Below are 25,699 nucleotides of genomic sequence, written 5' to 3' on the forward strand. Positions count from 1 at the left end.
TCGGCGTGCACCTGCTTGACCGCCGCGGGCCGCCCGTCCGGCGACACCCCCAGCAGCACCCGGCCCATCCCGCCACGCCCCAGCTCGGCAAGCACCCGGTACGGGCCCGTCGCCCCTGCCCCCTTGTCGCTGCGTGCGAGCAGATGATATGGACGGCGGGACCGACAGAACGTGTTCAGACAACTCGAGGCGTTCGTCCGCCGTACAGCGGGCAGTCATGAGTGGTCCGCCGGGCGGTACCCCGCAGCCGCTGTCCTTAGGGGTGCCGTCCTCCACCCTCGTGACACCCAGAGGTCATTTCACCCATGGCAGAGCTGAACCGCCGCCGTTTCCTCCAACTCGCGGGCGCCACCGCCGCGTTCACCACGCTGTCGCAGAGCATCGCGCGCGCCGCGGCGATCGCCCCGCAGGGCGCCACCGGCACCCTCCAGGACGTCGAGCACATCGTCGTCCTGATGCAGGAGAACCGTTCCTTCGACCACTACTTCGGCGCGATGAAGGGGGTCCGCGGCTTCGGCGACCCCCGCCCGGTGACCCTGCCGAGCGGCAAGTCGGTGTGGCACCAGACGGACAGCAGCAAGAAGGAGGTGCTGCCGTTCCGCCCCCAGGTGAACGACCTGGGCATGCAGTTCGTCCAGGACCTCAACCACGACTGGGCCGGCGGCCACAAGGCCTTCAACAACGGCAAGTACGACCAGTGGGTACCCGCCAAGACAGCCACCACCATGGCCTACCTGACCCGCCAGGACATCCCCTTCCACTACGCGCTCGCCGACGCCTTCACCCTCTGCGACGCCTACCACTGCTCGTTCATCGGCTCCACCGACCCGAACCGCTACTACATGTGGACCGGGTTCACCGGCAACGACGGCACCGGCGGCGGCCCGGTCCTCGGCAACCAGGAGGCCGGGTACGGCTGGACGACCTACCCCGAGCGGCTGGAGCAGGCCGGAGTCTCCTGGAAGATCTACCAGGACATCGGCGACGGCCTGGACGCGGCGGGCTCCTGGGGCTGGATATCCGACGCCTACCGCGGCAACTACGGCGACAACTCGCTGCTGTACTTCAACAACTACCGCAACGCCAAGCCCGGCGACCCGCTGTACGACAAGGCCCGCACCGGCACCAACGCCAAGGCGGGCGACGGCCTGTTCGACGTCCTGCGCCGCGACGTCCAGGCCGGCACGCTGCCGCAGATCTCCTGGATCGCCGCCCCCGAGGCCTTCACCGAGCACCCCAACTGGCCCGCGAACTACGGCGCCTGGTACGTCTCCCAGGTGCTGGACGCGCTCACCTCCAACCCCGACGTGTGGGCCCGCACCGCGCTGTTCATCACCTACGACGAGAACGACGGCTTCTTCGACCACGTCGTGCCGCCCTTCCCGCCCTCCTCCGCCTCCCAGGGCCTGTCCACCGTCTCCACCACGGCGGACTACTTCCCCGGGAACATCTCCAACGCGGCCGGCCCGTACGGCCTCGGCCAGCGGGTGCCGATGCTGGTCGTCTCGCCCTGGAGCACCGGCGGCTACACCTGCTCGGAGACCTTCGACCACACCTCGATCATCCGCTTCATGGAGCGCCGCTTCGGCGTCCTGGAGCCCAACATCTCGCCCTGGCGGCGCGCCATCTGCGGCGACCTGACCTCCGCCTTCGACTTCACCGCCTCCGACGCCGCCCCGGCCGCGCTCCCCTCCACGGCCGGCTACCTCCCGCCGGACCGCAACCGGCACCCCGACTACGTGCCCACCCCGCCCGCCACCGGCACCATGCCCAAGCAGGAGCCGGGCACCAAGCCCACCCGCCCGCTGAAGTACGCCCCGTCCGTGGACGGGGCGGCCGACACCGCCACCGGCAAGTTCCGCCTCACCTTCAGCGGCGGCGCGGCAGCCGGCGCCCAGTTCCTGGTGACCTCCGCCAACCGCACCGACGGCCCGTGGACGTACACCGCCGAGGCGGGCAAGTCGACCTCGGACGCCTGGAACACCACCTATTCCAAGGGCGTCACCGACCTGACCGTCCACGGCCCCAACGGCTTCCTGCGCCGTTTCCGCAACCCCGGCAAGACCGCCGGGCCCGAGGTCACCGCCCGCCACAACCCGACCACCGGCAACCTCGACCTCACCCTCACCAACGCGGGCACCGCGGACGCCGTCCTCACCGTCGCCAACGCCTACGGCGGCACCCCGCAGACCGTCACCGTCCGCCGGGGCACCACGGTCGCCCACACCGTCGACCTCGGCGCCTGCCGCAACTGGTACGACGTGACCGTCACCTCCACCGCGACCGCCGACTTCGTCCGCCGCCTGGCCGGCCACGTCGAGACCGGGGCCCCGGGCCTGTCCGACCCGGGGATCATCACCTACTGACCCGCCCCGGCACCGACACCGGCGACCCGCCCCGGGCCCCCTCACCGGCCCGGGGCGGGCCGCCGGGCCGGGCGGAGCGGGCCAGCGCGGGTCGGCGGTGTGACCGCCATTCGGCGCAGCGCTGCCCCGCACGCCGCGGGCCCCGCCCGGCGGGCCTGCCTATCGTGGGCGAATGACCGACCGTCGGACCGCCCGGCCCGTCGCGAGCCGTCACGGCTACCTCGTGGCAGCCGCCGCCTTCGCCGTCTGCATGACCGGAACCACCCTGCCCACCCCGCTCTACGGGCTGTACCAGGACGAGATCGGCTTCTCCGAGCTGACGGTGACGGTCGTCTTCGCCGTCTACGCCTTCGGCGTCATCGGCGTCCTGCTGCTGTTCGGCAACGTCTCCGACACCGTGGGGCGCCGCCCGGTGCTGCTCTGCGGACTGGGGTTCGCGGCCTGCAGCGCCGTCGTCTTCCTGGCCGCGGACTCCGTGCCCCTGCTCCTCCTCGGCCGACTGCTGTCCGGCTTCTCCGCGGGCCTGTTCACCGGCACCGGCACCGCCTACGTGCTGGAACTCGCCCCGCCCGGGCACCGGGCCCGTGCGGCCTTCGCCGCGACCGCCGCCAACATGGGCGGGCTCGGCTGCGGACCGCTGCTGTCCGGCGTGCTCGCCGAGTACGCGCCGAACCCGCTGGTCCTCCCGTTCGTCGTGCACCTGGTGCTGATCGCCGTGTCCCTGGCCCTCACCCGGCAGCTGGCGGAGACGGTCGCCGGGGCCCGCCCGCTGCGCACCGCCCGGCCCAACCGGCCGTCCCTGCCGCCGGAGGTGCGCCGGGTGTTCGTCCCGGCCGGGATCGCCGCCTTCGCGGGCTTCTCCCTGCTGGGCGTCTTCACCTCGGTCAGCCCCGCCTTCCTCGCCACCGACCTGGGCGTGCACAACCTCGCCGTCGTCGGGCTGATCGTCTTCACCGCCTTCTTCGCCTCCACCCTGGGCCAGCTCCTGGTCCCCCGACTGGGCACCGCGCGGGCGATCCCGCTGGGCTGCCTGGTCCTCATCGCCGGGCTGGCCCTGCTCGCCGCCTCCCTCGCCTGGACCGCCCTCGCCCCGCTGGTCCTCAGCGCCCTGGTGGGCGGCGCGGGCCAGGGCATGGCACTGCGCGGCGCGGTGGGCGAGGTCGCCGCCGCCAGCCCCGCCGAGCACCGCGGCGGCGCCCTCTCGGCGCTCTTCGTGGTCGCCTACTTCGGCATCTCGATCCCGGTCATCGGGGTGGGCCTGCTCTCCGGCCCGGTCGGACTGGCCCACGCCGGCCTGCTCTTCGCCGCCTGCATGGCCGCCCTGGCCGCCGCCTCCGGGGCGTACCTGCTGCGCCAGGCGAGCGCCCAGGCCTGACGCCGTGTTACCGTCCCGACGCGGTGCGTGAACACCTGGAGGCCTCCGCCATGAGCGTGACGAGTCGGTACCGGGACGCCTGGGAGGGCTTCTGGCGCGATGCGCCGGAGGAACCTGGCGCGGTGATCTGGGACGCGGAGCCCGCCCTCACCGCGGAGCGCCACCTCGCGCTGTTCGACCCCCACCTCGCCGACCCGGAGCTGCCCGTGGTCGACCTCGGCTGCGGCAACGGCACCCAGACCCGCTTCCTGGCGGGCCGCTTCCCCCGGGTCGTCGGGGCCGACCTGTCCGCCGCCGCCCTCGATCTCGCCCGCCGCCAGGCTCCCGCCGGGCAGCCCGAGTTCACCCGTCTGGACGCCACCGACCCCGAGGCCGTCCGGGCACTGCACGACCGCCTCGGCGACGCCAACGTGTACGTCCGCGGGGTGATCCACCAGAGCGAGCCCGCCGACCGCCGACCGGTCGCCGAAGCCGTCGCCACCCTGGTCGGCGAACGCGGACGCGCCTTCGTCGTCGAGCTCTCCGAGGCCGCCAAGCAGGTCCTCGCCGACCTCGCCCGCTCCCCCGCCGGACCGCCCCCGAAGCTGCGCCCGGTCTTCGCCCACGGCCTCACCCCCGCCGAGGTCGCCGACGCGGCCCTCACCGAGCTCTTCCACGCCGCCGGCCTCACCGTCCTCGCCTCCGGCGACCTCCCGCTGACCACCACCGAGTCCACCCCCGACGGCCACCGGATCGAACTCCCCGCCCGCTGGCTCGTCGCAGGCACCCGGCCGGGCCGGCCCTGATCCCCGGGCGGGCAGGCCCCGAGTCCGCAGCAGCCGGGCTGGCCGTCACGTCACCGGTCGGACCGGAGCCGCTCCCTGGCGGGCCGGGGCCGGAGCCGCTCCCCGGTGGCGGCGGTGCCAGAACGGGTGGTCGGGCCAGCGCTGTTCGAGGACGTAGTACGCGGCGTGGTGGCGCCGGTAGGCGGTGGTGACGGCGGCGACGTCGGCGGTGTAGCGGTCGAGTGCGTGCGGGTCGCCGTCGAGGTGGGCATGGACGGCGGCCCCGGCGGCCTGGCCGGTGTAGAGGGCGGTGAGGATGCCCTGGGAGGAGAGCGGGTCGAACGCGGCGACCGCGTCGCCCGCCGCCGTCCAGCCGTCGCCGTGGACGCGGTCGAGCCGTGCGGTGTGCGCGGGTGCCCGGATGGGTGCGGGGAGTTCGCGCCGGGCCGCAGCGGCGCGGTCGGCGGTGGGGCCGGTGGCGGCCAGGCGCAGCCCGAAGGCCCGGCCGTCGATCCGGGCCGCGGGCAGGTCGGCGTCGGTGAAGCAGCTGACCAGCAGCCGGCCGCCGGGCAGCTGGGCGCTGTACCACCAGCCGTCGGGCGCGGCTTCGACGAGCGTGGTGCCGTCCGCGGTGCCGTGGGCGTCGAGGGTGAGGTGCAGCGCCACCAGGCGGTCGCCGAGGATGCGGCGGGCGCCGTGGGTGGTGGCGAGCGCGGCACGGCGGCCCATGGCGTCGACGAGCCAGCGGCAGCGCACCGTCCGCCCGGCCAGGCTGACGGTCCAACTTCCCTCACGGTACGGAGCGTTGGGCCGCAGCACGCCCTCGCGGACATCCACGCCGACCGCGCGGGCGCCCGCCCGCAGCCGCCGGTCGAACAGCGCGCGGTCGAGGTGCCAGCCGGGCCCGTACGGGTCGTTGATGCTGTCGACCGATCCGAGCCGGGGCGATCCCCAGGCGGAGTGGTTGCCGTAGCAGGGCAGGTGACCGTCGCCGGGGACGGTGTCGGCCACCCCCAGGTCGCGCAGCAGCATCCGGGCGACCGCCGGCAGCGCCTCACCGACCGGCGGCGGGCCGCCGGGGGCGTGGGCGAGCAGCACCCTGCGCCCCCGGGCGGCCAGCGCGAGGGCGGCGGCCGTACCGGCCGGGCCGCCGCCCACCACCGCGACGTCGAAGTCCGCCGTCACACGCCACCCTCGGTCGGCGCACTGCCACCCTCGGTCGACCCGCTACCGCCCCCGGCGGGCAGGGCCTCCTCGCCGAAGGGGTCGAGCTTGTCGAAGTACCCGACGGTGACCTCCTCCGCCGAGAGCCCGGTGAGCGCAAGGACCTCCACGGCCGCCTGCATGCTCAGCCCGTCGTGGGCGGCGGTCGCGGCGGGGACGTGGATGGCGCTCAGGTTCCGGGTGTCGGAGACGCCTTCGAGCGCGAAGCCCGGCGTGGACTCGACCTGCATCCGCTCCGGGAACCGCCCGTCGCCGACGGTGTACGGGCGGACCTCGACGATGCCGAAGTCGTGCCACTGCGCCACGGCCTGCTTCAACTGCTGCTTGTAGTCGCCGTGCAAACCCCGCAGCCAGGAGGCCCGCCGGGCGAACGCCGCCTCGCGGCCGTCCTCGTCGGCCTGGGTGACCTCCTTGTTGACGATCCGGTAGTCGCTCTCCTTGAGCACGTGGTTGGGCACCCGGGCCGGCCAGAAGGTCGGCAGGTAAGGGTCGTAGCGGGGTCCGAGCTGGTTGGCGGCCTCGTAGCCCGAGCGGCAGCTGGCGGTGTCGGTCTGCCAGGGGACGGCCATCCACCGGGTGAGGTCGCCGGGGCCGGACTGGTGCAGCGGCCCGTCGGGTCCGAGGGCCCGGGCCTGGCTGAGCGTGTCGCCGTAGTCCGGCTCCTCGGTGCCCTCGGCGCGGTGGCGCAGGCGCAGCGGTTCGCTGTACATCGTGGTGTGCCTGATCGGCCAGGTGACCTCGCAGCCGGGGTGGAAGGCGTCGGCGAGGCAGAAGTCGAGGGCGGCGCGGTCCAGCAGGGCCGGCTGGTCGGCGACCGGTGCGTCCTCCAGGCGCCGGGGGAAGCCCGGCCACGGCGTGGTGGTGAACTCGCCCTTCATCCAGGCGAGGAGGATCGCGTCCTGGGTCGGGGAGAGCGTGAGGTACTGCAGGAGCGAGGTGGGGATGCTCTTCATGCCGTCGCCGTAGATCCACGGCCAGGGCATCGGCGAGGTCCCGTCCCGCTTGGGGTCGCGCAGCGCGGTGTAGACCTGGCGGCGCAGTTCCTCGTTGGTCGGAGAGGGGCTGGCGAGCCTGGCCAGGTGGTCGGGGGTGAGGAAGTGCTCGGGGCCGCCGAAGCCGAAGTGGGTGGCGAACCCCTTGTTCACCCACTGGAGTTCGCAGAACCGCTGCAGGATCGGCTTGACGTCCCGGTCGAAGTCGACGGTCTTCGGCGGCTCCAGCGTGCCCTGGGCGACGAAGAGGTCGTACAGCAGGTCGTGCAGGGTGCGGACGGTCTTGACGTCGGGTGCGTAGTTCGGCGGGGCGACGACGACCCAGGCGGGGTCGACGCGGACCGGCGTGCCGCCGATGGTCACCGTGGCGGTGACCGGACCGTCCGAAGTGTCGTCGCACCAGCCGTCGTTGTTGCCGTACGAGCCGAGCTCGCCGCCCCGGGGGTTGCGGGACTTGCCGACGCCGCCGAGCACGACCAGACGGCCGGCCTCGTCGGTGTGCATCCGGCCGAGCGGCACGGGCTCGCCGAGGAAGGAGCCGCCGGTGAACTCCACCGACTGCCCGCTGCCCGCGACGAGCGTCTTGCGGCCCGGGTCGACGACCAGGCTCGACCGGTCGGTGACCTTGGCATTGCGGCGTGGTTCGGGCTTGTCCTTCATGTCGGGGATGTCGAGCGGGAGGCTGAACTCGTACCAGGCGGCCTTCTTGTTGGCCACGTGCACCGCCCACTCGATGCCCACCTGCGGATCGGCGGTGGTCACCTCGCGGACGACCCGGCCGTCCGCGCCGTAGCCGTAGATCCGGAAACGGGCGGCCTGGCGTCTGATCGCACCCTGGTCGTCCTTGTAGAAGCCGGGCTGCTCGGCCGGTGGGTCCGGCACCTCGGGGCCGAGGAACCAGCCGTCCTCCCGGGTGCTGTTGCCGACCCGGGCGATGCCGATCGCGGGGTGGATCCTGGCGTAGGCGATGTCGCTGCTCAACGGGCTCTCCTCTGCTGGCGGATGCCGGCGGTTCTCCGGGGGCGCAGGCGCGCGGCCGACCGGGGCGGCGCAGGCGGGGTCGTCCGGTGCGCCCCACACCCCAGGGTCTTCGGTAGGCGAACGGGCGGAGTTGAGAAGGCGCCCGAGTGAAGCAGGGGCACTCCCGGGGAAACCGACTGCCCGTCAAACAGTTCGAGTAGTCTCGATCGGGTGGAAGCTTCCCCGGCCTCGGATTCGCCCTTACCCCCGAAGTCCGGCCCGTCCGGTGGCCCGTCCGGTGCCCTGCTGCTGCGCCGGCACCGCCCGCTGCTGCTCCTGGTCGTGGAGCAGCTGACGAGCTCGGTGGGGCGACAGGTCACGGCCCTGGCACTCCCGCTGCTGGCGATCGCCCATCTGGGCGCCGGTCCGCTGGGCGCCTCGGCGCTCGTGGCGATGACCTATCTGCCCGGTGTGCTGCTGAGTCCGCTGATCGGGGTGGCCGTGGACCGGGCCCGGTTGCGCCGGCTGCTGGTGACGGTGGGCTGGCTCCAGGTGCCCGCCATCGGCAGCGTGCCGCTCGCGGCCGCGCTGCACGGGCTGACCTGGCCGCACCTCTTCGCCGCGGCCGCCGTCTCCGGCGCGCTGGGCTCCACCCAGAGTGTCGCGCTGCAGTCCTGCCTGCCGCGCGTGGTGCCCGCGGACCACCTCCTGCCCGCCAACTCCTCGCTCACCGGCGCCCGGACCCTCGGCCTCATCGGCGGGCCCGCGCTCGGCGGCATCCTGATCGGCGTCGTCGACCCGGCCCCGGCGCTGCTGGCCGAGTGCGCCGCGTACCTCGTCGGCGGGGCGCTGTTCCTCGCGCTGCCGGCTTCGCTGAACCGCTCGCCGCAGGAGGCGGGTACGGGCGCGCGCTCCCGAATCGACGCGCTGCGGGAGGGCCTGGCGGTGATCCGGCGCGGGACGCTGCTGCGCCGCCAGGCCCTGGCCGCGGCCGGGCTCAACCTGGGCGGCGGCGCCGGCAGCGGGCTGTTCGTCCTGTACGCCGACCGGGAGTTGGGGCTGCCCCCGTGGCAGCTCGGCACGGTCTACGCCGCGTACGCCGTCGGCATGGGGGCCGGCGTGCTCGCCGCGACCTCCGTCACCCGGGCGCTGGGCATGGCCCGGACCATCCGGGTGTGCGCGGTGGGCGCGGGGGCGGCCCTCTTCCTCATCCCGGCGGCCTCCCTGGGGGCCGGGTTCCCGGTATTGGTCCTGTACCAGCTGGTGTTCGGGCTGCTGGCCACCGTGTGGTCGATCGCCATGACCACCGGCCGCCAACTCATCACCCCCGCCCACCTGTTGGGCCGCGTCAACGCCTTCCTCCAGGCCGTGCTGACCGCCACCCTGCCGGTCGGCGCCGTCACCGGCGGCTGGCTGGCCTCCCGCATCGGCATCGTCCCCGTCCTGACCGGAGCCGCCGCCGTCGCCCTGGCCGGCGCGAGCAGCCTCTGGTTCCCCCGCGACATGCTCGTCGGCGTCGAACGGGCAGCGGCGGCCGGCTCCTAGGATCCTCGGCCAGGCCGGGCACTCCGCTCCGCCGCCGAGTCCCACCGCCACCCGGACCTCCCGGCCGCCCTCACCGAACGCGTCGGCAGACTCAGCGCCGGGAGACTCAGCGCCGGGCCAGCAGGCCCCGCACGTAGGCCGCCTGGCCGACGTGCTGGAGGTCGTCGGCGATCACACTGATCAGACGCACCCCCAGGGTGACCGGGGGCTGCCACGACTCGTCGACGATCCGGCCGAGGGAGCGGTTGTCGAGGCCTCGCACGTAGGCGACGGTGCTCGCGTGGACCGCTTCGTGGTAGCCCACGAGAAGGTCGGCGGCGGCGGTGACCTTGGCGACCTGCGCGGGTCGGTGCCCGTAGCCCGTGGCCGACGCGGCGAACGGCAGGGCGAACCGCTCCGCCCAGCCGTCGGCGGTCCACACCTGCTCGCGGTCGGCCGCGTCGGCGAGGTGGTCGTCCTGCACCCGGGTGAGGTGCCAGACCAGCCAGGCGATCGAGTTGGCCGAGTCCTGCACCCGGAACGCCAGCTGCTCGGGGGTCAGGCCGTCGACCACGTCGGCGACGGTGTCACGGATCCTGTCGAATGCGTCCACGAGAAGATCGGTGCTGGTCACACCTGCCACTGTCGCCTCGCTTCCCGGTCGAGTACCCCGCCCTACCGGCGGCGTGGCGGGTCACGCGCCGCCCCGACGATTGTTTCCCGCCCGTGGAGTCCCGGCCACCCGAAACCGACGCGCCGGTGCGCTTGGTCCACAGCCCGGCGGTGTCGGTGCCGGCGCGGCTGCCCCGGCGAGCCGATCATGGCCCTGGCGCGGTCGAGCCCCCCAGGTGTGGGGCGGCCGGCCGAAGCACCACCCGATGGCATGCGGTCGGTGGAGCCCCGTTCTCGCCCACCGCGGGCCGTCCCGCCGTTTCGCCGTTTCGCCGTCCCGCCATTTCGCCCGTGTCGTCCACACCAGAAAGGTCCCTCCATGGCCGCCTCCCGGACTCTCCCCGCCGACCGCCGCGGCTCGGCACTCCGCTGCGTGAGCGCGGCTCTCGCGCTCGGTGTCGCCGTCGCACTGACCGGTACGGGCCCCGCCCCGAGGGCATGGGCCGACGACGGCCCGTTCCCCGTACCGGTGACAGTCGGCCAGTCCGATCAGGTGATCACGGTCAAGGCGGACGGCACCCGCGCCACCGTGACCCTGTGGGTTCGCCAGGACGGCGTCTGGCGGTCCCTCGACTCCACCACCGACGCGCGCATCGGGTCCGGCGGCGCGCACGACGGCCTCACCCGCGTCCAGGGGACCGAGACCACACCGACCGGCACGTACTCCATCACCCAGGCCTTCGGCATCTCCCCGGACCCGGGCACGAAGATGCCCTACCACCACGTCACCCCGCACGACTGGTGGGTCCAGGACCCCTCCTCCGCCCACTACAACCGCATGCGCACCGACACCGAGGGCGGCTTCCACCTCACCGAGCAAGGACCCCTCGGCAGCGAACACCTCGTCAACTATCCGGTCCAGTACGACAACGTCCTGGTCATCGACTTCAACACCTCCCCCGTGGTGAAGGGCCGCGGCGCCGGCATCTTCCTCCACGACCTCGGCCCCCAGGCCGGCGCCACCGGAGGCTGCGTCGCCGTCCCCGCCGCCTTCATGGCCCGGACGATGCGGTGGATCGACCCCGCCGACCACCCCGTCATCGCGATCGGCTAGGGCCTGTCCGGTGGATCTTGCGACTGTCCGACGATCCGATCGTTGTTCTGGTCATGGGGCGGGGATATCTGACCAGGGAGGAGTGGATGCGGCTTGAGCCGCATCTGCCGAAAACCGGTGGTCGCGGCGGGCGTTGGTGCGACCACCGGCAGGTGATCAACGGGATCCTGTTCCGGGTCCGCACGGGAGTGCCCTGGCGTGATCTGCACCTGGAGCGGGTTCGGGTCGAGCGCCTCGGTGGCGGCCGTCCGCGTACCCGCCCTGACCACCTGGGCGGCGATAAGGCGTACAGCTCTCGCCGCAATGAGGTCGAGCGCACGATCAATCGCCTGAAGCAGTTCCGCGCCGTTGCGACGCGCTTCGACAAACGCGCCTACGTCTTCCACGGGACAGTCAGCGTTGCGTCGATCCGGCTCCGGCTCCGGCTCCGTCGGTAGATCAAGTATCCCAAGATCCGGACGTGCCTGTCACCGTCCTCCGGGAGGAGATTTCGTCGTGATTTGCACACCTAAGGTTGCGGATGACCAACGAGAACCTCGATCTGACCTGGAGTCGGGATGGCATCTGACATTGCCGAAGTGGCTGCGGAGCTCAACATGATGGTTGCGGCAGATCACCAGGCCGCGCGCAATGCGAACAGTGAGGACCCGGCGGAGCAGTTGGCCTGGCGGCGCTTGACCGCGCAGCACGCGGACCGTCTCAGCGAGATCATGGACGAGCACGGATGGCCGACCGCAGAACTGGTCGGTGCGGACGCGGCCCGGGCCGCGTGGCTGATCGCGCAGCACGCGGACCGACAGCTCGACGTTCAGCGGCGCGCGTTGCGACTGATGGAGCAGGCAGTGGCCGACGGCACCGCCAGCCCGCGAGATCTAGCCTTCCTGCGGGATCGCACCCTTGTGAACGAAGGGCGGGAGCAGATCTACGGCACGCAGATCGCCGGCGTGAAGGACGGCTCGCCAACCCCGTGGCCCTGCGAGGAACCCGAGCGCATGGACGAGCGCCGTGCAGAAGTGGGAATCCCACCGTTCGCCGAGTACATCGCTCAGTTCTCCATCGCCTGACGCCCTAAAGATGGCATGTCGGGAGTCCCCGACGCATGGTGGGGGCATGGCGGCCGTCGATGTCTTCAGCGCGCCGGCCAACCCGGCTGTTGGGCCCGGTTCCTCGTCCGGGACGGGTTGGAGATCGAACGGTTCGTCGGCGTCCGCTCTTTGTATGATCGCTTCGACGGGGCGTGAGCGCCGGGCCCCCGCATGACAGGGCGGTTGGCCTCGATCGGCCGTGTATCCGGCCGAGGGCCGGGGGTACAGCCCAGCCTCGACGCGGCCGTGGCGTTCGCAGTCGACGCCCCGCGAAGTGGCATCGTCGATGGGGGAACCACACGTGAGTACACCTGCAGCGAACGGGCAGTTCAGCCTCAACAGCCAAGCCATGAACGGGGCCGTGGCCGCGTTGAACGGGATGGCGTTCAACAATCCGACCATCGGTGGGGGCGCCGACGAATCGACCAACGCCGCCGCGACCGCCCACAGCGGCTGGGACACCGCGGGAGCACTGCGGGCGGCGCTCGCCGAGTGGCACGAGCAGGTGGGCCAGTTGACGGAAAGGCTGCACCAGAACAGTACGGCGATGGAGCAGACCACCTCGAACTACCACAGCACCAACACTTCCATCGCCGACGCGCTGAAGCCGAAGGAGAACTGAGCGGTGCTGGGATACGAGGACGTACTCAAGGCGAACCCCGGCACGCTCACCACGGCGGCAGCCAAGTGGCGTGAGATGGCGCAGAAGTTCCACACCATGGAGACCGACTTCGACCAGAAGGTGCTCTCGGTGACCCGCAAGGGGCTGTGGACTGGCGGCACCGCGAGCATGGCGAACTTCCAACTCGTCCTCACCAAGGGACAGATCACTGCTGCCCAGACCGAGGCGAACGCCGTGGCATCGCTGCTCGACGACGCGAAGTCCGACTTCGAGGCCGCTCAGAAGCAGGTCCGCGACGCTGCGGACGGCGCCGTCAAGGCCGGGTTCAAGGTCACCGGCGCCGGCGTCGCGGTCCTGGACACCAGCACGATGGACAAGGCCACCCTGGAGGCGCTGCACCACGACCGCGAGACCCAGGACGCCTACAACGAGGCAGCAGCCAAGTGGACCAAGGCCATCGAGGCCGGTCTGCAGGCGGCCACCGACGCCGACAAGCGGGCCGCGACGGCCCTGCGCAGCGCGTCGAAGGCCGGCAGCCCGGACAACACCTTCAACGGTGAGGCGGTCGGCGGAGGCGACGCCGCCGACGCGCAGCGCGCGGCCGCGCTCGCCACGCGCATCGACAGCCTGAGCGCGGAGGAGCGGGACCAGCTGGCGAACCTGATGAAGGCGAACGCGGACAGCCCGCAGTTCTCCCGGACGCTGCTGGACAAGCTCGGCCCCGACGGCATGCTGAAGCTCGCGCAGCAGCTCGACTCCCCCGGCGACGACGGTGGGAAGAAGGCCTCCTACCCGGGGCTTCGGACGGACCTGACCCGGGCGCTGGCCTCCGCCACCCAGGACCCGAACAGCGACTTCTACAAGAAGTGGCGCGCGGACATGAAGGGCGCCGGAGACAAGAACTTCGGTTCCAACACCGAGCCGGTGTACGGCTACCAGATCCTCACCACGATGATGACCAAGGGCAGCGGGAAGTACTCCACGCCCTTCCTCACCGACCTCGCCGACGACATCACGGCCACCGAGCAGGACCACCCGGGCCTGTGGAGCTACAAGGCCAACCACAACGGCACCGCGCTCGGCGCCGACCCCCTGGACAACGTCCTCACCGTGATGGGCCGCCAGCCCGAGGCCGCGACGGCGTACCTGGATCCCGGCGCCGACGGCTCCAACAAGCGCCTGCAGTACCTGATGAAGGAGCGGCACTGGCCGGAGGGATACCTCACCGGCTACACCACGGTCAAGATGCCGGACCCGCTCGCGCAGAGCGGCCTGGCCGCCGCGATCGAGGCCGCCACCACCGGCGAGCCGGCCGGCAGCGCCCACGACGGCAAGCACACCGAGGCGCAGGCCCGGGTCATGCACGACACCATCGTCACCCTGGACGAGGGCCAGGGCGGCGACAAGATCAAGGACACGCTGCGCCGACCGCTCGCCAACGCGCTGGCCGACTATGTCGGGGACACTCACGAACTGCTCAACGGGCGCAACGACGTCTACGGCGCCCACACCGGCCACGACTCGGTCTGGAAGGACGGCGACACCGTCCGGATGGCTGTCGGCCAGGACAGCCTGGTCCGGGTCATGCGCGGCCTCTCCGACGACCCGGCCGCCTACGGCGCGCTGCACCAGGCGGAGACCGGACAGATCGCCCAGGACCTCGCCGCCCTCGGCCCTCACCCCGACCGCGACGCGGTGAAGGACGTGATGGGCAAGGGCGCGGCTGCCTTGGGTGTCTACGACGCCATCCGGGCCGATGCGGCGATGGACCTGCGTGACGACAAGAACGCCCAGGCCGACTGGAAGGCCAAGATCCTCTACCACACGGTCGGCGCCCCCATCACCCCGATCCCCGGAGTCGGTGACGCGGCCCAGCGCCTGGTCGACACGTGGACCTACGAGGTCAGCCTGAACGAGAAGGACCAGAACAACTCAGAGGCCAACGCCAAGATCTCGGACACCTACCTGGACGGCACCAAGCAGATGTCCGACCTGGTCGGCATCTGGGCCCGGGACCGCGGCATCAGCCCCGAGGACCACATGATCAACGGGCTCCAGGACGACGTCCTGAACACCCGCAACCGCAGCAGCGACGTCGCCGGCCACTACCTCGGCCGGGGCAACGCCTGATGGCCGCCGCCCGCACCTCCCGCCGCACCGCCACCGCCGTCATCGCCCTGGCGGTGGCGGCCGCGGCCGGCCTGGGCCTGTGGTGGGCGCTCGGCCGCGAGGACCCCGACCGCGGCTGCGCGGGCCTGCGCGGCGACGACCGCGTCCGCACGGTGCTCGGCTCCGCCTGGCGCTCCGACCTGCCGTGCACCGACCTGGCCGAGGGTCTGCGCCGGGCCACCACCGGCGACCGGCCCGGCGTCCACACCGTGGAGCAGGCCCGTGCCATGCGCGCCATCGTCCTCGCGCTGGCGGCGGCCAAGGACCACCACGTCCACCCGGACGTCCGCCGCCCCCTTGCCGAAGCCCTCGCCGACCACGCCACCGACACTCACGCCATACTGGCCGACACGAGCTTCCGCTACCACAGCCACGACGGTCCGAACGGCGACGCCTGGCAGGACGACCAGGGCGTTCACTTCGCCGTCTACAGGACTCAGCTGGTCCAGGCCCTGCGCGGCCTCTCGGAAGACCCGACCGCCTACGCCCTGCTGCGCGCCGCCGACCTGCGACAGGCAGCCGCCGGGCTCGCCACGGTCAAGCCGAACCCGCCCGATGCCCAGATCGAGAACCAGGTGGGGCTTGCCGCCATGCCCGCCGGAGCCTATGACGCGATCGCCGACGACGTGATGCGCGAGCGCGACACCGACTCCCAACGTACCTGGGAGAGTGAAGCGCTGAGCCGGCTCCGGGGCTCCGGGGCCTCCCCGGTGCCGGACTACTCCACCGACCCGGTCGGCCACCTCACGGCCAGCTGCCTCGACAGGATCGACCCGAACAGCGCGAGCCTCCCCGTCCAGCTCAAGGACCAGACCGTCTGCCTGCTCAACCGGTGGTCGGCATCCTCTGGCGCGAACCTCGATCAGCACAAGCTGGGAGTACTCGGAGACCGGGCGTTGAACACCACCTACACCGGGCAGCAGGAAGCGAAGAAGGCCCTCACCCCGTAACTGCCCCCCCCCGAGACCGTCCAGTCGGCTCCCGGAGCCGACTGGACGAACCGGACCGGCTGTTCCGCGGGATGCGGCAACCATCCGCGACGGTTACCCGTCCCCAGTGGCCGTGGCGTCGCGCTTGATGGCGACCATCGCGGCATCGTCGCCGAGCCGCCCGCCCGCGTGGGCGAGGAGGTCCCGGCAGAGTCTGCGCAAGAGGGTGTGGGGATCGCTGGGCGACCATGAGGCCAGCCGCTCGGCGAGCGGATAGAAGGCCCCCGACTCGTCGCGCGCCTCGATGACACCGTCCGTGTACAGCAGCGCGATATCACCCTCCTCGAAGGCGAAGGTCTCGACCTCGACACCGGACGATCCGGCCAACTCGGTGAGACCCAGAGGCGGAGCGGGCCGGCTGACATCGAGCGATGTGACTCGGCCGTGGCGAAGCAGCAGCGGGGCCGGGTGCCCGCAGTCCGCGAGGTGGATCACCGGCTCCTGGTCGGGGATGTCGAGAACGGCCGCGGTGATGAACGACTCGCTGCCGTCAGCGCCGACTGCGTCGTCAGCCGGTTCACCGGCTTCTCCCGTGCCTCCGAAGACCGCTCCCTCCAGGTGGGTGACCAGGACGGGCAATTCGACCTGACGGTATGCCGCGGTCCGGAAGGCACCGAGCACCAAGGACGCCTCCCCGATCGCGTCGAGACCCTTGCCCCGGACGTCGCCGATCAGGAAGCGGCTGCCCCGCCGCGTGCGCACGGCCGCGTACAGGTCGCCGCCGATCTGGGCCTCGGCCTCCGCCGCGAGGTAGACCGACGCGATCCGCAGCGGGCCCATGCCGGCCGGAATGGGCCGCTGGAGCACCGCCTGCGCGGCCTCGGCCACCGAACGCAGCTGGGTCATCTCCTTCTCGTGCTGCTCGCGCAGATGGGCGAAGAGGGCCACGAGCAAGGAGATCAACGCCAGGGCGACGATCTGGACGGAGTGGTTGAGGTCGACCAGCGTGGTCCGCGCAGCCGCGACGATTCCCTGGGCCAGGACGGCTGCCGCACCGACGACGGCGGTCGTCCGGGGGCCGGCGAAGGAGGCCGTGATCGCGGGGGCAGCGACCAGGAGCGGGCCGAGGTGCACCTCCGGAGGCGCCAGCATGTCCACGATGGAGATGGCCACGATCAGCGCCAGCGGGATGAGGATCAGCAGACGGCTCTGTTGTCGCGGCCACCGCAGGTCCGAACGCCACCGAGAATCCATGCCCCCTGCATACCTCTTCCCGTCGCCACGCCGCGGTCACCCGGCCTGGTCTCCTCCGCCGTGTCGGCGCACGCTCAGCACCACGCGCCTCGAGGTGTGGCGGCTGGATGTGCCGGGTGCGGGCCGCCATGCCGGGCGGACCGGCGGGTCGGCCCCCGTCTGAAGGCGTTGCCGGAGCGGAAGCGCCGGTCGGAGCGTCATCCCCGGTCTCTGGCCCGGTTCTGGCATTCTCACCGGGTGGCGACGGAACGGGCAACGGCGGGGACGACCGACTCGGGACGGGTGGAGGCTTTCAGCGACGGCGTGTTCGCCATCGCGATCACCCTTCTGATCCTCGAGATCAAGGTGCCGGAGGCCCACGGCGGGAGCGAGCTGTGGCACGCTCTCGGGGAGCAGTGGCCCTCGTACTGCGCCTACGTGGTCAGCTTCCTGGTGATCGGCGTGATGTGGGTCAACCACCACACCGTGTTCACCTACATCGCCCGCGTCGACCGCACTCTGGTCTTCCTCAACCTGCTGCTTCTCCTGGTGGTCGCCGCGCTCCCGTTCCCCACCGCGCTGGTCGCCGAGAACCTGCGCGAGCCCGACGCCTCGAACGTCGCCGCCGCCGTGTACGGGGCGGTGATGGTGGCTCATGCCGTCACTTTCGTCCTGTTCTGGTACTACGTCACCCGTACCGGCCACTGCTTCGACGAGCGCGTCGACGTCCGGGCCGCCCGCGCCACCCGTGCCCGCTTCAGCCTCGGCCTGATCGTCTACCCCGCCACCGTCGGCCTGGCCTTCGTGTCCGCGGCGCTCGCCCTCGCCGTCCACGGCGCCCTGGCCGTCTACTACGCCTTCAACCAGACGCCCGTCCCCACCCGAGACCCCGGGAGCCGACCGTGAGCGAACCGACCTACGTCCTGGCGCTGGTCGGCCGGCCCCCGGGCGCCTTCACCGCGGCTCCGGCCCGCACGCGGCTCCCGGCCCCGCTACTGGTGCGTACTCCCTGCTGAGCCGGATGACGTCGGCGGCGATCCCGGGGTCGGTGCTCGCCGGGAGGACGGGGACGGGGTGGGCTTCCGGGCCGATGAGCAGGCCGGTCCGTCCGTCCAGCGACAGGTCGGTGGCGGCGAACACCGAGGAGCGGGCGGCCTCGGAGGCGGGTCCGGCGGTCGAGCGCTCGAAGCGCCGGCGGACCAGCGGCCACAGCAGGCGCAGGGCCGGGGAGACGATGCTCGGTGAGGTCATGGTGCCGGTGGTCATGCCGGTGGCCGCGCCGCCCGGGTCGGCCGCGAAGACGCTGACGTCGCTGCCGCGCAGCCGCCCGGCCAGGTCCAGCGTGTAGACGAGGTTGGCCAGCTTGGCCCGGCCGTACCAGTGGAAGCCGTAGTAGCCGCCCGGCGGCTCGACGGCATCGAACGTGCGCTTGGCCACCTTGACGGCGCCGGAGCTCACGTTCACGATCCGGCTCGGCCCGCCGGCCCGGAGCCGGTCCAGGAGCAGTTCGGTGAGCAGGTACGGCGAGAGGTGGTTGACGGCGAAGGACGCCTCGATTCCGTCCACGGTCCGCTGCCGCTCCGCGAACATCGCGCCGACGTTGTTGACCAGCACGGTCAGCGGGCCCGCCGCGGCCAGGTCGACGGCGAGGCGCCGCACTTCGCCGAGCGACGACAGGTCGGCCGCGATGAACATCGGCCGACGCCCCGTCGCCACGGCCGAGATCCGCTCCACGGCACGGGCGCCGCGATCCGCATCGCGGCCGACCACGGTGACGGCGTATCCGCGCTCCGCGAGGCCCAGCGCCGTCTCCAGTCCGATCCCGCCGGTCCCAGCGGTCACCACTGCCTGGCGTTCCATCAGCTTCGCCCCTTCTCCCTGACCCGCAACAACCGGATAGCTATCCGCTTCGCTTCGACACGCTAGCACAAGCGGATAGCTATCCGGTTTGGTTCACGCGGCGCTGCCCACCACCCGCATCCGCAGATACCCCGTCGCACGCACGCCTGCCGTCGACTGACGCGCGGCACCGTGCCTGCACGGTGAGTTGACACCGGAGGACCCGGGCGCCTCCCGGGCACGTACGTTCGCCGTCCGTAGGACTTGGAGGCCGCGCACCCGCCTCGGGTCACCGAGCCGCGTCAGCGCGGAGGACGCAGCCCCTCGAGGAGGACACCGAGGTAGATCTCGACCCTCGCGGGACCGTGGTCGCCGCTTCGCAGTGCGTGTTCGATCCCGCAGAGCAGCCGGCGCACGTCGCCGGACCTGATGTCGCCGCGGACCGCGCCGTGCAGACGAGCCCGGTCGAGCAGGCCCGCGACCACCTCGTCCAACTCGGCCTTCAGAGCCGAGGTCTGCGCCTCGGCGTCACTGGCGGACTCGAGCACGGCGCCCAGGCCGTCGTCGTGCAACGCCATGACGAGCGTGAAGCGCAGCAGCCGACGGAGACCCTCGGAGGGATCCTCGGCGTCAGCGGCGGCGCGGGCCTCGTCGACCAGCTCCCGGAACCGCTCCACCAGGAGCGCCTCGCGCAGTGCCTGGGGGTTGGGGAAGTGCCGGTAGACGGTTCCGACGCCGACCCCGGCCAACCTGGCGATGACGTTGAGCTGCAGCAAGTCGTCCCCCACGGCCAGTTGCTCCCGGGCGACGCGCAACACCAGGGCCCGGTTCCGCGCGGCGTCCGCCCGCAGCACCGGTCCCCGTCCCTCGTTCGCCGTCACGGTCCCAGCATATGCAGCCCGTCGCGCTGCCGTTCAACCATCCGTCGACCGCCGTGGTGGTGACGGCTTTCCGCAGGTGAGCGCAGCGGGCTGGAGCGTTCGCCTCGGGAGACGGGCATCCGCGCACGGGAGGTCAGCAAGGAGCCCCGCGGCCTTCCCGACGGCGGGTGCCGAGAGCGGCGAGGGCGGCGGTGAGTTTGACGCGATCGGCGTGGTCGGCGGCGCGGCTGAGATCGCCCATCGCGGTGGCCAGCCAGGGGCGGGGGACGGCGGTCGCGTCGGGGCGGGGCAGCAGGGCCAGGCCTTCGCAGACGGTCACCTGGGCGAGGACCGGCCGGCCGATGAGCCGGTCCAGCTCGGCACGGAACGGACTTCGAGCTCAGCAGGTCGGCCGTCTCCGAGCACCTGGCGGTGCTCCGGAACGCCACATCCGGCAGGCGTCGGCCGCCCCGCGAGCAGCCGGCGCGGCCGCGTCAGGCTGCCGCGCGGGCAGCCTTGGTGCGGGCGGCGTCGAAGACGGCGTGCGTGCGGTGAAGATCTTATCGTTCGACCACAGAGCCGCGAACGGGTTTTCCGGTAGACCGACGCGTGTGCGCGCCCCTGTGGCGGGCCATGGAGGCCAGGCGACCTCTGCCGGTAGCTCCGGTACAAACCTCCCGCCAGGGCAGCGGCTGCGACTACCCCGGAGGCCGGCCGCCCGGGACGGTCATGCATCTCGGACGCACAGCCATGCGTCGGGAAGAGTTGACATGTCGGGAGTCTCCGACACATGGTGGAGGCATGGCGGATGTCGATGTCTTCAGCGCGCTGGCCAACCCGGTGCGACGGAAACTGCTGGAGAGCCTCCGGAGCGGGCCCAGGGCGGCCGGCGAACTGGCCGGGGACTTCGAGCTCAGCAGGCCGGCCGTCTCCGAGCACCTGGCGGTGCTCCGGAACGCCGGGCTGGTACGCGAGGAGCCGCGCGGGCGGCACCGCTACTACCACCTGGAGGCCGCACCACTGGCCGAGGTCGGCCAGTGGCTGCACCCCTTCGAGCACTACTGGCGGGCGCGGATGCGTTCGCTGCGCGAGCTCCTGGACGAGGAGAGTTCATGACCGAGAAGGCCGCGATCAACTGCGACGAGTTCCTGCCGTACCCGCCGGCGCGGGTGTGGGAAGCGTTGACCGATCCGGAGCTGCACGCGCGGTGGTGGGCTGCCGGGGACGTGAAGGCGGTGGTGGGGCACCGGTTCACCCTGGACATGGGGCCGTGGGGGCAGCAGCCCTGCGAGGTGGTCGAGGTGGAGCCGGAACGGCTGCTGCGGTACAGCTTCGCCGCGGGCACGCTGGACACCACCGTCACCTGGCGGCTGGTGCCGGAGGGGCACGGGACGCGGCTGCTGCTGGAGCACGCGGGCTTCGACCTGGACACGCCGATGGGGCGGCAGGCCCACCAGGGGATGGGGCAGGGCTGGCCGTCGGTGCTGCGGCGGATCGCTCCGGCGCTCGCGGAGTGACCGTTCTCGGAGCGGACGGGAACTGACGAAGGACGGAACGACCGTTCCCGGAAGCGAGAACGGTCGTTCCGGCGGCCGGGGCCCTTACCCCGCGCCCGGCCCCGCTCCCGACCCCGCTCCCGGCTGCGTCCTCAGCCGCGGCCGAGGACGCGGTCCACGGTGATCTCGATGACCACCCGGTCCGGGTTGACCCGCGGCTGGCGGTAGCGCTCGGCGTAGCGCCGCTCCGCCTCGGCGACCTGCTCGGGCTCGTCGCGGACGACCGCGACGCCCTCCAGGGTCGCCCAGCGCGCCCGGTCCACCTGGCAGACCGCGACCCGCAGGCCCTCCGGCCCGGCCTCCGCGACGTTGCGCGCCTTGCGGCTGGTACGGCTGGTGATCACCCGGGCGGTCGCGGTCTCCGGCTGGAACGTCACACCGACCGGCACCACGTGCGGCGTGCCGTCCGGGCGGGTGGTGGTCAGGGTGGCGATGTGCCGCTCGCGCCAGAAGGCGAGCATGGCGTCGTCGAGGTCGCGCGGGTCATGGGCCATGATCGCGATGGTACGGCTCCCGGGGAACGACCGGCCCACCCGGGGCCGTACGGGCGCGACACGACGCACCGCGACGCCACGCACCGCGACACCACGACCGCGACGCCACGGACCGCGACACCACGCACCGCCAGGGCTCAGTGCCCCCGGGCGATCCACTCCGCCAGCGCCGGGGCTTCGGCGCCGATGGTGGTCGGGTCGCCGTGCCCGGTGCGCACCACCGTCTCGGGCGGGAGCGTCAGCAGGCGCTCGCGGATCGAGTCGATGATCGTCGGGAAGTGCGAGAAGGACCGGCCGGTCGCGCCGGGGCCGCCCTGGAACAGGGTGTCGCCGGTGAAGACGGTGCCCAGCTCGGGCGCGTACAGGCTGACCGCGCCCGGGGCGTGGCCCGGCGTGTGCAGGACGGTCAGCTCGGTGCCGGCCACCTCGATCCGCTGTCCGTCGGCCAGTTCGCCGTCCGGCAGGCGGTCGGGGTGGGTGAGCTTCCAGAGCGGCAGGTCGTCCGGGTGCAGCAGGATCGGTGCGCCGGTGCGGGCGGCGAGCGCCGGGGCCGCGTCGATGTGGTCGTTGTGCGCGTGGGTGGAGACGATCGCCCGCAGCCGGCGGCCGCCGAGCGCCGTCTCGATGGCCTCGGCGTCGTGCGCGGCGTCGATCACCACCGCTTCCCGGTCGTCACCGACGATCCAGACGTTGTTCTCCACCTCCCAGCTGCCGCCGTCGAGTTCGAAGGTCCCGGCGGTCACCAACCGGTCGACACGGGCCGACGTCACAGGATCACCACCGAGCGGAGGACGTCGCCCTGGTGCATGCGCTCGAAGGCCTGCTCCACCGCGTCGAGTTCGATCGTCTCGGTGACGAAGGCGCGCAGGTCCAGGCGGCCCTGGAGGTAGAGGTCGATGAGCATCGGGAAGTCCCGCGAGGGCAGGCAGTCTCCGTACCAGGAGGACTTCAGGGCGCCGCCGCGACCGAAGACGTCGAGCAGCGGGAGCTCCAGCGTCATCTCCGGGGTCGGCACGCCGACCAGGACGACGGTGCCGGCCAGGTCGCGGGCGTAGAAGGCCTGCTTGTACGTCTCCGGGCGGCCGACCGCCTCCACCACCACGTCCGCGCCGTTGCCGCCGGTCAGCTCGCGGATGGCCTCGACCGGGTCGGTGGTACGGGAGTTGACGGTGTGGGTGGCACCGAGGGCGCGGGCGGTCGCCAGCTTGCGGTCGTCGATGTCGACGGCGATGATCTTCGCCGCACCGGCCAGCCGGGAGCCCAGCACGGCCGCGCCGCCGACGCCGCCGCAGCCGATGACGGCGACCGAGTCGCCGCGGCCGACGTTGCCGGTGTTGATCGCGGCGCCGATGCCCGCCATCACACCGCAGCCCAGCAGGCCGGCCACGGCGGGCTCGGCGGCCGGGTCGACCTTGGTGCACTGGCCGGCCGCGACCAGGGTCTTCTCGGCGAACGCCCCGATGCCCAGCGCCGGGGACAGCTCGGTGCCGTCCAGCAACGTCATCTTCTGCTTGGCGTTGTGGGTGTCGAAGCAGTACTGCGGGCGCCCGCGCCGACAGGCACGGCACTGGCCGCACACCGCACGCCAGTTGAGGACCACGAAGTCGCCGGGCGCGACCTCGGTGACGCCCTCGCCGACCGACTCCACGATGCCCGCGGCCTCGTGGCCGAGCAGGAACGGGAACTCGTCGTTGATGCCGCCCTCGCGGTAGTGGAGGTCGGTGTGGCAGACGCCGCATGCCTGGATCCGGACCACCGCCTCGCCCGGACCGGGGTCCGGCACCACGATCGTGGTCACCTCCACGGGCGCGCCCTTGGCGCGCGCGATCACTGCCTTGACCTGCTGGGCCATCCGATTCCACCTCCGACGGCCGGTGCGGCTCTGCACCGGTGTGACCTGCGACGAAACGACCGCAGCCGCACCGTAGAAGGGCTGCGGGGGGACTGCGGAAGCACTGCCCACGAAGCGTAGCGCCCGCTCCGCCGACGACCGACGGGGGCCGTCCGGCGCGGCTCCGGAGGAGGGGGGCGCACGGGCGGCGCTGAGCGCTCGTCAGCGCGCCTCGAACTGCCCGGAAAGCGCCGGTGTTGGCTGGAAGTGCCGCAGACGGGCGCCCCGCGGCCCACGTACGGTTCGTAGCAGAGACGGTCCACGCGACCACGCTCAGCACACCCGCCCCACCTGACGGCGCGCCACCGCGCGCCGCCGTGCCCGGAGCGTACCGACCGTACGCCCCCGCACGTTTCGCGCCACCCCGCAGCAGACGCCCGACCAGCCCCGGCCCGTGTCGAGCCGCCAGCCGGCCGCACCACCCGTCCCCCGCACCATTCCCGGATCCACCCCCCGCCGGACCGCCGCGCGCGGTCCACCGCCCTGGAGTCTGGAGTACGGATGTCCACCGAGAACAGTGCGACCGGTGCCGGAACCGGCACCGCCCCGCTCCCCCCGCTGCACTGCCTGCGCCACCTCGACCCCGGCCCGCCCCGGCTCGCCGCGCTGCCCACCGGCACGCCGGTCTGGCTGGTCAGCCGGCACGCCGACGTGCGGCAGGTCCTGACGGACCCGCGGCTGGGCCGCGCCCCGCTCTACGCGCCGGACGCGCCGTCGATCACGGTCACGCCCAACATCCTGGACGACCCGCAGAGCATGCTGAACATCGACGGCACCGAGCACCAGCGGCTGCGCCGCACCGTGCAGCGGGCCTTCACCCCGCGCGCGATAGCCCGCTGGAAGCCGTGGGTGGCCTCGGTCGTCGAGTCCCTCATCGACGAGCTGATCGACCACGGCTCCCCCGCCGACATCGTCGCCGGTTACACCCGCCCGCTGCCCGTCGCGGTGATCAGCCGGCTGATGGGCCTGGACAACCTGAACACCAAGCGGCTCGCCCACTGGAGCGACCACGCGCTGTCCACCACCGCCTACAGCGCCGAGGCGATCGTCACCGCGATGACCGAGTTCGCCGACTTCGGCGCCGGGGTGATCGCGGAGCGGCGTGCCGAGCCCGGCGATGACCTGGTCAGCAGCCTGCTCGCGGCCGCCGCCGAGGACGGCTCGATCACCGAGGCGCAGCTGGTCGCCCTGGTCATCGGCCTGGTCGTGGCGGGCCACGAGACCACCATGACCAGCCTCGGCAACGCCCTGGTCTACCTGCTCCAGGACGGCAGCGAGGCCTGGCAGCAGCTCGCCTCCGACGAGACCAGCGCCGCCGCCGCGACCGAGCAGCTGCTGCGCGCCGTCCCGCTCGGCGACGCCCACGAACACATGCCCGGTCTGATGCGCCGCACGGTCGAGGACGTGGAGATCGGCGGGGTGGTCATCCCTGCGGGCAGCGTGGTCGCCGCCGACACCGGCGCCGCCAACCAGGACCCGGAGGTCTTCACCGGGGACCTGCGCACCGAGCTGTTCTCCCCGCTCGCCGCGCCGATGCTGACCTTCGGGGCCGGGCCGCACCACTGCCTGGGCGCCTGGCTGGCCCGGATGGAGCTGGAGCTCGCCCTGCACCGGCTGGCCCGTCGGCTGCCCGCCCTGCGGATGGCCGACGCGGTCGAGCGGATCGACTGGCGCCGCGGCCTGCTCACCCGCAGCCCGAACTCCCTGCGGGTGACCTGGTGACGGGCCGGGCGGACACCGATCCGGTGATCGTCCGGGTCGACCGGGACCGCTGCATCGGCTCCGGGATGTGTGCCCTCAGCGCCCCCGAATCGCTGGCCCTCGGCGCCGACGGACTGGCCGCGCCCCTGGCCGAATACGCCGACGGCGGGGCGGAGTTGACGGATCAGTTGACCGAGGCGGTGGACTTCTGCCCGGTCGAGGCGCTCACCCTCCACTCGGCCCGCGGGGGCTACCGGATCGACCCGGCGGAGTGACCCCTCCCCGGTGGTGTCCGTCGACCCCGACCACAGCGGCGGGCACCACCGGGACATCCTGATCAATGAGCCCGGCTCATGGGTCGATGAGCTTATCGATCTTGTTCGGCCTTC

25 protein-coding genes are annotated in these 25,699 nt (G+C 72.6%); 15 read left to right on the forward strand and 10 right to left on the reverse strand.

Annotated features, from left to right (window positions below):
- Positions 1-305 precede the first annotated feature (305 nt).
- The 3 genes from ACZ3TI_RS17035 to ACZ3TI_RS17045 all read left to right on the forward strand — a co-directional run bounded on the left by ACZ3TI_RS17035 (position 306) and on the right by ACZ3TI_RS17045 (position 4,526).
- Positions 306-2,366, forward strand: coding sequence for a phosphocholine-specific phospholipase C (locus ACZ3TI_RS17035; protein ID WP_465727003.1), 2,061 nt, complete (start codon positions 306-308; stop codon positions 2,364-2,366).
- A gap of 172 nt (positions 2,367-2,538) precedes the next feature.
- Entirely contained in the window at positions 2,539-3,741 is a 1,203-nt protein-coding gene (locus ACZ3TI_RS17040; protein WP_465727004.1) for an MFS transporter, read from the forward strand.
- A gap of 50 nt (positions 3,742-3,791) precedes the next feature.
- The gene (locus ACZ3TI_RS17045; RefSeq protein ID WP_465727005.1) at positions 3,792-4,526 is read left to right on the forward strand and encodes a class I SAM-dependent methyltransferase; all 735 of its coding nucleotides are present in this window, start codon (positions 3,792-3,794) and stop codon (positions 4,524-4,526) included.
- Between the two features lie 45 nt (positions 4,527-4,571).
- Here ACZ3TI_RS17045 and ACZ3TI_RS17050 read toward each other — a convergent pair whose 3' ends face one another.
- Entirely contained in the window at positions 4,572-5,690 is a 1,119-nt protein-coding gene (locus ACZ3TI_RS17050; protein WP_465727006.1) for a tryptophan 7-halogenase, read from the reverse strand.
- Complete coding sequence (locus ACZ3TI_RS17055; RefSeq protein WP_465727007.1) at positions 5,687-7,702, reverse strand: LodA/GoxA family CTQ-dependent oxidase; 2,016 nt, start codon at positions 7,700-7,702, stop codon at positions 5,687-5,689. The genes ACZ3TI_RS17050 and ACZ3TI_RS17055 overlap by 4 nt, the downstream gene beginning before the upstream one ends.
- A gap of 210 nt (positions 7,703-7,912) precedes the next feature.
- Between ACZ3TI_RS17055 and ACZ3TI_RS17060 the strand changes: the two genes are divergently transcribed.
- Complete coding sequence (locus ACZ3TI_RS17060) at positions 7,913-9,226, forward strand: MFS transporter (RefSeq protein WP_465727008.1); 1,314 nt, start codon at positions 7,913-7,915, stop codon at positions 9,224-9,226.
- Positions 9,227-9,332: 106 nt separating this feature from the next.
- Here the strand turns inward: ACZ3TI_RS17060 and ACZ3TI_RS17065 are convergent, their stop codons facing one another.
- The gene (locus ACZ3TI_RS17065; RefSeq protein ID WP_465727009.1) at positions 9,333-9,839 is read right to left on the reverse strand and encodes a mycothiol transferase; all 507 of its coding nucleotides are present in this window, start codon (positions 9,837-9,839) and stop codon (positions 9,333-9,335) included.
- A 411-nt stretch (positions 9,840-10,250) separates the two neighbouring features.
- On the opposite strand from ACZ3TI_RS17065, the gene ACZ3TI_RS17070 reads away from it, so the two are divergent.
- The 6 genes from ACZ3TI_RS17070 (at position 10,251) to ACZ3TI_RS17095 (ending at position 15,757) form a co-directional block, all read left to right on the forward strand.
- Positions 10,251-10,931, forward strand: coding sequence for a L,D-transpeptidase family protein (locus ACZ3TI_RS17070; RefSeq protein WP_465727010.1), 681 nt, complete (start codon positions 10,251-10,253; stop codon positions 10,929-10,931).
- Between the two features lie 53 nt (positions 10,932-10,984).
- Positions 10,985-11,368 carry a transposase gene (locus tag ACZ3TI_RS17075; RefSeq protein WP_465727093.1) on the forward strand — a complete coding sequence of 128 codons (384 nt, stop codon included), beginning with the start codon at positions 10,985-10,987 and terminating at the stop codon, positions 11,366-11,368.
- Between the two features lie 120 nt (positions 11,369-11,488).
- Entirely contained in the window at positions 11,489-11,995 is a 507-nt protein-coding gene (locus tag ACZ3TI_RS17080; protein WP_465727011.1) for a DUF6624 domain-containing protein, read from the forward strand.
- A gap of 322 nt (positions 11,996-12,317) precedes the next feature.
- Positions 12,318-12,638 carry a hypothetical protein gene (locus tag ACZ3TI_RS17085; RefSeq protein ID WP_465727012.1) on the forward strand — a complete coding sequence of 107 codons (321 nt, stop codon included), beginning with the start codon at positions 12,318-12,320 and terminating at the stop codon, positions 12,636-12,638.
- Positions 12,639-12,641: 3 nt separating this feature from the next.
- On the forward strand, positions 12,642-14,768 hold the full coding sequence (locus tag ACZ3TI_RS17090) for a DUF6571 family protein (protein WP_465727013.1): 2,127 nt from the start codon (positions 12,642-12,644) through the stop codon (positions 14,766-14,768).
- On the forward strand, positions 14,768-15,757 hold the full coding sequence (locus tag ACZ3TI_RS17095; RefSeq protein WP_465727014.1) for a hypothetical protein: 990 nt from the start codon (positions 14,768-14,770) through the stop codon (positions 15,755-15,757). The genes ACZ3TI_RS17090 and ACZ3TI_RS17095 overlap by 1 nt, the downstream gene beginning before the upstream one ends.
- 93 nt (positions 15,758-15,850) lie before the next feature.
- Here the strand turns inward: ACZ3TI_RS17095 and ACZ3TI_RS17100 are convergent, their stop codons facing one another.
- Positions 15,851-16,990, reverse strand: coding sequence for a PP2C family protein-serine/threonine phosphatase (locus tag ACZ3TI_RS17100; RefSeq protein ID WP_465727015.1), 1,140 nt, complete (start codon positions 16,988-16,990; stop codon positions 15,851-15,853).
- 282 nt (positions 16,991-17,272) lie between these two features.
- On the opposite strand from ACZ3TI_RS17100, the gene ACZ3TI_RS17105 reads away from it, so the two are divergent.
- Entirely contained in the window at positions 17,273-17,875 is a 603-nt protein-coding gene (locus ACZ3TI_RS17105) for a TMEM175 family protein (RefSeq protein WP_465727016.1), read from the forward strand.
- A 48-nt stretch (positions 17,876-17,923) separates the two neighbouring features.
- On the opposite strand, the gene ACZ3TI_RS17110 is transcribed toward ACZ3TI_RS17105, so the two are convergent.
- The 3 genes from ACZ3TI_RS17110 to ACZ3TI_RS17120 all read right to left on the reverse strand — a co-directional run bounded on the left by ACZ3TI_RS17110 (position 17,924) and on the right by ACZ3TI_RS17120 (position 20,008).
- A complete protein-coding gene (locus tag ACZ3TI_RS17110) occupies positions 17,924-18,829 on the reverse strand; it encodes an SDR family NAD(P)-dependent oxidoreductase (protein WP_465727017.1) in 906 nt (301 codons plus the stop codon).
- A gap of 281 nt (positions 18,830-19,110) precedes the next feature.
- A complete protein-coding gene (locus ACZ3TI_RS17115; protein WP_465727018.1) occupies positions 19,111-19,689 on the reverse strand; it encodes a TetR/AcrR family transcriptional regulator in 579 nt (192 codons plus the stop codon).
- Between the two features lie 133 nt (positions 19,690-19,822).
- A complete protein-coding gene (locus ACZ3TI_RS17120) occupies positions 19,823-20,008 on the reverse strand; it encodes a hypothetical protein (protein ID WP_465727019.1) in 186 nt (61 codons plus the stop codon).
- Between the two features lie 461 nt (positions 20,009-20,469).
- Between ACZ3TI_RS17120 and ACZ3TI_RS17125 the strand changes: the two genes are divergently transcribed.
- Together ACZ3TI_RS17125 and ACZ3TI_RS17130 are read left to right on the forward strand one after the other, a co-directional pair.
- Positions 20,470-20,784, forward strand: a complete 315-nt coding sequence (locus ACZ3TI_RS17125) for a metalloregulator ArsR/SmtB family transcription factor (protein WP_465727020.1) — start codon at positions 20,470-20,472, stop codon at positions 20,782-20,784.
- Positions 20,781-21,185 (forward strand): SRPBCC family protein, encoded by a 405-nt coding sequence (locus tag ACZ3TI_RS17130; protein ID WP_465727021.1) that lies wholly within the window; start codon positions 20,781-20,783, stop codon positions 21,183-21,185. The genes ACZ3TI_RS17125 and ACZ3TI_RS17130 overlap by 4 nt, the downstream gene beginning before the upstream one ends.
- Positions 21,186-21,316: 131 nt before the next feature.
- Here ACZ3TI_RS17130 and ACZ3TI_RS17135 read toward each other — a convergent pair whose 3' ends face one another.
- The 3 genes from ACZ3TI_RS17135 to ACZ3TI_RS17145 form a co-directional block, all read right to left on the reverse strand.
- Positions 21,317-21,718 carry a pyridoxamine 5'-phosphate oxidase family protein gene (locus tag ACZ3TI_RS17135; protein ID WP_465727022.1) on the reverse strand — a complete coding sequence of 134 codons (402 nt, stop codon included), beginning with the start codon at positions 21,716-21,718 and terminating at the stop codon, positions 21,317-21,319.
- A gap of 137 nt (positions 21,719-21,855) precedes the next feature.
- The gene (locus ACZ3TI_RS17140) at positions 21,856-22,488 is read right to left on the reverse strand and encodes an MBL fold metallo-hydrolase (RefSeq protein ID WP_465727023.1); all 633 of its coding nucleotides are present in this window, start codon (positions 22,486-22,488) and stop codon (positions 21,856-21,858) included.
- Positions 22,485-23,570, reverse strand: a complete 1,086-nt coding sequence (locus tag ACZ3TI_RS17145; protein ID WP_465727024.1) for an S-(hydroxymethyl)mycothiol dehydrogenase — start codon at positions 23,568-23,570, stop codon at positions 22,485-22,487. The genes ACZ3TI_RS17140 and ACZ3TI_RS17145 overlap by 4 nt, the downstream gene beginning before the upstream one ends.
- Positions 23,571-24,110: 540 nt before the next feature.
- On the opposite strand from ACZ3TI_RS17145, the gene ACZ3TI_RS17150 reads away from it, so the two are divergent.
- The gene (locus ACZ3TI_RS17150) at positions 24,111-25,331 is read left to right on the forward strand and encodes a cytochrome P450 (protein WP_465727025.1); all 1,221 of its coding nucleotides are present in this window, start codon (positions 24,111-24,113) and stop codon (positions 25,329-25,331) included.
- A complete protein-coding gene (locus ACZ3TI_RS17155) occupies positions 25,328-25,585 on the forward strand; it encodes a ferredoxin (RefSeq protein ID WP_465727026.1) in 258 nt (85 codons plus the stop codon). The genes ACZ3TI_RS17150 and ACZ3TI_RS17155 overlap by 4 nt, the downstream gene beginning before the upstream one ends.
- The last annotated feature ends 114 nt before the right edge of the window (positions 25,586-25,699 follow it).

This window comes from Kitasatospora sp. NPDC023120 (assembly GCF_055560835.1).

Bases quoted from the DNA above. Each gene is read 5' to 3' on its own strand.
- ACZ3TI_RS17035 (WP_465727003.1), top strand. From the start codon at position 306: ATGGCAGAGCTGAACCGCCGCCGTTTCCTCCAACTCGCGGGCGCCACC.
- ACZ3TI_RS17040 (WP_465727004.1), top strand. From the start codon at position 2,539: ATGACCGACCGTCGGACCGCCCGGCCCGTCGCGAGCCGTCACGGCTAC.
- ACZ3TI_RS17045 (WP_465727005.1), top strand. From the start codon at position 3,792: ATGAGCGTGACGAGTCGGTACCGGGACGCCTGGGAGGGCTTCTGGCGC.
- ACZ3TI_RS17075 (WP_465727093.1), top strand. From the start codon at position 10,985: ATGGGGCGGGGATATCTGACCAGGGAGGAGTGGATGCGGCTTGAGCCG.
- ACZ3TI_RS17080 (WP_465727011.1), top strand. From the start codon at position 11,489: ATGGCATCTGACATTGCCGAAGTGGCTGCGGAGCTCAACATGATGGTT.
- ACZ3TI_RS17095 (WP_465727014.1), top strand. From the start codon at position 14,768: ATGGCCGCCGCCCGCACCTCCCGCCGCACCGCCACCGCCGTCATCGCC.
- ACZ3TI_RS17100 (WP_465727015.1), bottom strand. From the start codon at position 16,990: ATGGATTCTCGGTGGCGTTCGGACCTGCGGTGGCCGCGACAACAGAGC.
- ACZ3TI_RS17110 (WP_465727017.1), bottom strand. From the start codon at position 18,829: ATGGAACGCCAGGCAGTGGTGACCGCTGGGACCGGCGGGATCGGACTG.
- ACZ3TI_RS17125 (WP_465727020.1), top strand. From the start codon at position 20,470: ATGGCGGATGTCGATGTCTTCAGCGCGCTGGCCAACCCGGTGCGACGG.
- ACZ3TI_RS17130 (WP_465727021.1), top strand. From the start codon at position 20,781: ATGACCGAGAAGGCCGCGATCAACTGCGACGAGTTCCTGCCGTACCCG.
- ACZ3TI_RS17135 (WP_465727022.1), bottom strand. From the start codon at position 21,718: ATGGCCCATGACCCGCGCGACCTCGACGACGCCATGCTCGCCTTCTGG.
- ACZ3TI_RS17145 (WP_465727024.1), bottom strand. From the start codon at position 23,570: ATGGCCCAGCAGGTCAAGGCAGTGATCGCGCGCGCCAAGGGCGCGCCC.
- ACZ3TI_RS17150 (WP_465727025.1), top strand. From the start codon at position 24,111: ATGTCCACCGAGAACAGTGCGACCGGTGCCGGAACCGGCACCGCCCCG.